4 protein-coding genes are annotated in these 5,313 nt (G+C 38.4%); all 4 read left to right on the forward strand.

Going from position 1 to position 5,313, the window contains the following annotated elements:
- Positions 1-256: 256 nt before the first annotated feature.
- Complete coding sequence (locus HUN22_RS15465; protein WP_174731160.1) at positions 257-790, forward strand: fimbrial protein; 534 nt, start codon at positions 257-259, stop codon at positions 788-790.
- A gap of 88 nt (positions 791-878) precedes the next feature.
- A complete protein-coding gene (locus tag HUN22_RS15470; RefSeq protein WP_174731162.1) occupies positions 879-1,613 on the forward strand; it encodes a fimbrial biogenesis chaperone in 735 nt (244 codons plus the stop codon).
- A 55-nt stretch (positions 1,614-1,668) separates the two neighbouring features.
- Positions 1,669-4,230 (forward strand): fimbria/pilus outer membrane usher protein, encoded by a 2,562-nt coding sequence (locus HUN22_RS15475; protein WP_174731165.1) that lies wholly within the window; start codon positions 1,669-1,671, stop codon positions 4,228-4,230.
- Positions 4,227-5,237, forward strand: a complete 1,011-nt coding sequence (locus HUN22_RS15480) for a fimbrial protein (RefSeq protein ID WP_174731168.1) — start codon at positions 4,227-4,229, stop codon at positions 5,235-5,237. The genes HUN22_RS15475 and HUN22_RS15480 overlap by 4 nt, the downstream gene beginning before the upstream one ends.
- Positions 5,238-5,313: the final 76 nt, after the last annotated feature.

Consider the following 5,313-nt stretch of genomic DNA (forward strand, 5'->3'; position numbering starts at 1 on the left):
TTCTTATGTCACTCCCTAATCTTGTTTGTCTCGCTTTTAAAAGTATATAAATTCTTTATAAACATTAGGATAGAATGTGATTTGTATCTTTTTGACTCTACTTTATTAATGTGTCGGAATCGTTTTTACAAAAAAATAATGTGATGTAGTTTGCATTTTGTTTGAAAAGTGTTAGCATTGTTACATTACTTTTCAAGATGTCAAACACTGGAAAAGTAAGGAAATAAACTTTTGTCCAGACTTTTGAGAAAACACTATGAAAAAACTTGCTTTGATCGCTGCTCTTTCGGTTGTAGGGATTGCGAATGTTCAAGCTGCTGATGGTACAATTACAATTAATGGTTTAGTTACAGACAAAACTTGTGACATCGTTACCCCTGCTGGTAAAGACTTCACAGTTACTCTTCCAACTGTTTCTAAACAAACTTTAGCTGTTGCTGGGGATGTTGCTGGTCGTACACCTTTCCAAATCAACTTAGCTAACTGTTCACAAGGTAAAGTAGCTACTTACTTTGAACCAGGTGCAACTGTTGACTTCAATACTGGTCGTTTACTTAACCAAGACGCTACTGGTGCTAAAAACGTTAACGTTCAACTTTTAGGTAGCAACAACAACTTCATTCCAGTTCTTGCTGCTGGTGCAAACGGTGCTCAAGCTAACTCTCAATGGGTTGACGTAGCTGAAGGCGCAAGCGCTGATCTAAACTACTATGCTGAATACTATGCAACTGGTGCTTCTACTGCTGGTAAAGTAACTACTTCTGTTCAATACACAATTATCTATCAATAATTAATTGATAGCGGGGTTTCTATGTCCGCATGGAAACCCTGTTTTGTGTAACACTTTCCTGAATCTTTCTTGGTTGAGAACTCGAAAAATGAAATTGAACAGTTATAATTTTTTGTTAGGTTTGGCATTTGCTTCAACAGTTGTTGCACCTGCTACTCAAGCAGAAATTGTAATTCATGGCACCCGTGTAATTTATCCATCGGATGCTCGCGAGGTTACGCTACAAGTTAGCAATAACGGTTCAAAGCCAGCACTTGTCCAAGCTTGGATTGATGAAGGTGACCCAAAGAGTACACCGGACCAATCAAAAGTTCCTTTTATGATTGCTCCTCCAATCTCCCGTGTTGAAGCAACGAAAAGTCAGACTCTCCGTATTACCGCTCTCCCAAATGCTTCTCAATTAAATCAGAAGCAAGAAACGGTTTTGTGGTTGAATGTTTTGGATATTCCACCAAGACCTACTTCAAAAAGTGAAGATACGACACCTGATAACTTCTTACAACTTGCAATTCGCTCGCGGATTAAATTCTTCTATCGTCCTTCATCGATTAAAGAAGACGCGAATTTAGCATCAGATAAGCTTCAATGGATTAAATCTGGTCAAAATTTAACGGTAAAAAATCCTACCCCTTTTCATATCACAATGACTTCTGTTTACCAAAAGGCAGGTGATAAAAAAGTTGATTTATTACCTCAAGGTTTAATGATTAAGCCTTTTTCTGAAGCGTCAGTTCAGCTTAAGAATGGCAATCTTCAAGATATGAGTTTTATTAACGTCAATGACTATGGTGGTCGCATTGAGCACCCGATAAAACTTCAGTAATCAGATTTATCTTTTTAATAAATTTAAGCACCTATATGTGTAGGCGGACTTAGCTATGCCAAAAAAAAGGCAAGAATCTTATAAATTATTAAAACGCCATATTTGTTACTACTTGGCTTCTGGTGTTGTCACAATGACAATGCCGGTATTCGTGCATGCTGAAGAAACAACTACGAGTGCTCCAGTAGAGGCTGAATTTGATTCTGCTTTTTTAATTGGAGATGCTCAAAAAGTTGACATTTCTCGTTTTAAATATGGTAACCCTGTTTTACCTGGCGAATACAACGTTGACGTATATGTAAATGGTCAATGGTTTGGTAAACGTCGTATGGTCTTTAAAGCATTAGACCCTAATAAAAATGCAGAAACCTGTTTTTCAGGAATGAACCTGCTTGAGTACGGCGTTAAACAAGATGTTTTATCTAAACGCACTACCCTTCAAAAAGAAAATAATAGTTGTTATAAAATTGAAGAGTGGGTTGAAAATGCATTTTATGAATTTGATACCTCTCGTTTACGTGTAGATATTTCTATTCCACAAGTTGCTTTGCAAAAAAATGCGCAAGGTTATGTCGACCCAAGTGTATGGGATCGTGGTATTAATGCTGGTTTTCTATCTTATAGTGGTAGTGCCTATAAAACATTTAATCAGTCTGGTGACCGAAGCGAAACAACAAACGCATTTATGGGTGTTACAGCTGGTCTAAATATTGCTGGCTGGCAATTACGTCACAATGGTCAGTGGCAGTGGCAAGATACGCCTGCTGAAAATCAATCTAAATCAGACTATCAAGAAACAAGTACATACCTACAAAGAGCCTTCCCGAAATACCGTGGTGTTTTAACACTAGGTGATAGTTTTACTAACGGCGAAGTATTTGATTCTATTGGTTATCGTGGTATTGATTTCTCAAGTGACGACCGCATGTTACCGAATAGTATGTTGGGTTATGCTCCTCGTATTCGTGGTAATGCAAAAACCAATGCAAAAGTTGAAGTTCGTCAACAGGGCCAACTTATTTATCAAACAACTGTTGCACCAGGTAACTTTGAGATTAATGACCTTTACCCTACTGGTTTTGGTGGGGAAATTGAAGTTTCTATTATAGAAGCAAATGGCCAAGTACAAAAATTTTCGGTTCCATATGCTTCAGTTGTACAAATGTTGCGTCCAGGCGTAAACCGTTATTCTTTAACTGTAGGTCAGTTCCGCGATCAGGATATTGATCTTAATCCGTGGGTGGTTCAAGGTAAGTATCAGCAAGGTATTAATAACTATCTAACAGGTTATACGGGCCTACAAGCTACAGAAAATTATGCTGCTGTATTGTTGGGTGCTGCTTTTGCTACGCCTATTGGCGCTGTTGCATTAGATGTTACCCATTCAGAAGCTGACTTTGAAAAACAGTCTTCACAATCTGGGCAAAGTTTCCGTTTAAGTTATAGTAAGTTAATTACTCCGACTAACACAAACTTAACTCTTGCTGCATATCGTTACTCAACCGAAAACTTCTATAAATTACGTGATGCCCTGCTTATTCGTGATTTAGAAGAAAAAGGCGTAAATACCTATGCTGCTGCTGGTCACCAGCGTAGTGAATTCCAAATTACTTTAAACCAAGGACTTCCTGAAGGTTGGGGTAATTTTTATGTGGTTGGTTCATGGGTTGATTATTGGAACCGTAGCGAAAGTACTAAACAGTACCAGATTGGTTATAGCAATAACTACCATGGTTTAACTTATGGTTTATCTGCAATTAACCGTAAGGTTGAGTATGGTTCAAATGATGCAACGAATGATACTGAATATTTAATGACGCTTTCATTCCCGATTAACTTTAAGAAGAATTCAGTCAATGTCAACGTGACTGCTTCTGAAGACAGCCGTACTGTTGGTGCAAGTGGAATGGTTGGTGATCGCTTTAGTTATGGTGCCTCTGTATCGCATCAGGACTATGCGAATCCTACATTTAACGCAAATGGTCGTTATCGTACTAACTATGCAACTGTTGGCGGCTCTTATAGTATTGCTGATTCTTACCAACAAGCAATGGTTAGCTTAAGTGGTAGTGTGGTTGCACATTCAGATGGTATTTTATTTGGACCTGAGCAAGGTCAAACAATGGTACTTGTACATGCACCTGATGCAGCTGGAGCAAAAGTTAATAATACCGTTGGTTTAAGTGTGAACAAGGCTGGTTATGCTGTTATTCCGTATGTAACGCCTTATCGTCTTAATGACATTACTCTTGACCCTCAAGAGATGTCGAGCCAAGTAGAACTTGAAGAAACAAGTCAACGTATTGCACCTTTTGCTGGCGCTATTGCTAAAGTAGATTTTACGACCAAGACAGGTTATGCAGTCTACATTAATAGTAAAACTGCTGATGGCAACAGTTTACCGTTTGGAGCTCAAGTCTTTAATCAGAAAGATGAAGCTGTAGGTATTGTTGCACAAGGTAGTATGATTTACTTACGTACCCCAGTTGCGCAAGATCGTCTCTATGTAAAATGGGGCGACGAAAGCAATGAGCGTTGTTCGGTTGAGTACAACATCAGTAATCAGTTGCAAAATAAGCAACAAAGCATGGTAATGACTGAGGCTGTCTGCAAATGAAAAGAATATTATTAACAGGTTTCTTATTTACTGCTGGTCTTGGTGTATATGGCGAAGCTAATGCTGCATGCCGCATATATAACTATGTAGCAAATGATGTTCGGATGGCTGTAGGACGTGTTGTTGTACGCCCTAGTGATCAAGTCGGTGCTATTTTAAGAAAGGCAACTTTCCCTATTGATCGTACTTCTACAGAAGCACGTTCTTGTGATAGCAGAGACACAGTAATTGCTGCATTAACCCAAGGGTACCCTTTAAGCTCTCTGGGCAATAGCATCTATACGACTAATATTCCAGGGATTGGTATTCGTTTATACCGTGAAGCTGAGAATAATGCCAATTTCTCGGGTTATTACCCGTATGAACGTGGTGGAATCTCAGGTACCCGTTATTTGGGGGCTGGTTATTTTGTAGTTGAAATCATTAAGATTGCTCCACAAACAGGTTCTGGAACGTTAGTGCCAGGTAGATATAGTAGCTATTATGTCCGTGGCTTTCCTAATCAACCTTTCTTAACAAGTACTGTTGATGCTAATGCAATTACCATTGCATCATCTTCATGTGAAATCCAAGGTAACATCAACAAAGTTGTACAGCTCCCAACAGTTACAAAGGCTGGTTTCAAAGGTGTTGGTTCTACTCAAGGTGAACAAACCTTTGATATGAACATCCTATGTAATGGTGGTATCAACCCAACGGGTTATGAAGAGAAAAACCTGATTAGCTTAACTTACGACTTTACACAAGACGGCACAAATAATCAGGTACTGGCAAATACTGCTGCCACATCTGAAAAAGCAAACGGCGTAGGTGTACAGTTACTCTGGAATTATCAAAATAAAAATCAGGTCATCAAAAAAGGTGACAAATTAGCATTAGGTACATTGTCTTCTAACCAGACAATTCAATATAACGTACCGATGACTGCCCGCTACTATCAAACAGCAACAAATGTAACGGCTGGTAAAGTGCGTGCAATGGCTACTGTAACTATTGAATATGATTAATCATATTCAATAGTTTTTTTAAACCTAATAATTTTAAATATTAATAATAAATTTTGCTTTATCGCTACTTTAAAAG

It is taken from the genome of Acinetobacter lactucae, from assembly GCF_013344765.1.
GTDB lineage: Bacteria > Pseudomonadota > Gammaproteobacteria > Pseudomonadales > Moraxellaceae > Acinetobacter > Acinetobacter lactucae_A.

What these genes read in the sequence shown, in the direction of transcription:
- HUN22_RS15465 (WP_174731160.1), top strand. Translation starts at nt 257, where the DNA reads ATGAAAAAACTTGCTTTGATCGCTGCTCTTTCGGTTGTAGGGATTGCG.
- HUN22_RS15470 (WP_174731162.1), top strand. Translation starts at nt 879, where the DNA reads ATGAAATTGAACAGTTATAATTTTTTGTTAGGTTTGGCATTTGCTTCA.
- HUN22_RS15475 (WP_174731165.1), top strand. Translation starts at nt 1,669, where the DNA reads ATGCCAAAAAAAAGGCAAGAATCTTATAAATTATTAAAACGCCATATT.
- HUN22_RS15480 (WP_174731168.1), top strand. Translation starts at nt 4,227, where the DNA reads ATGAAAAGAATATTATTAACAGGTTTCTTATTTACTGCTGGTCTTGGT.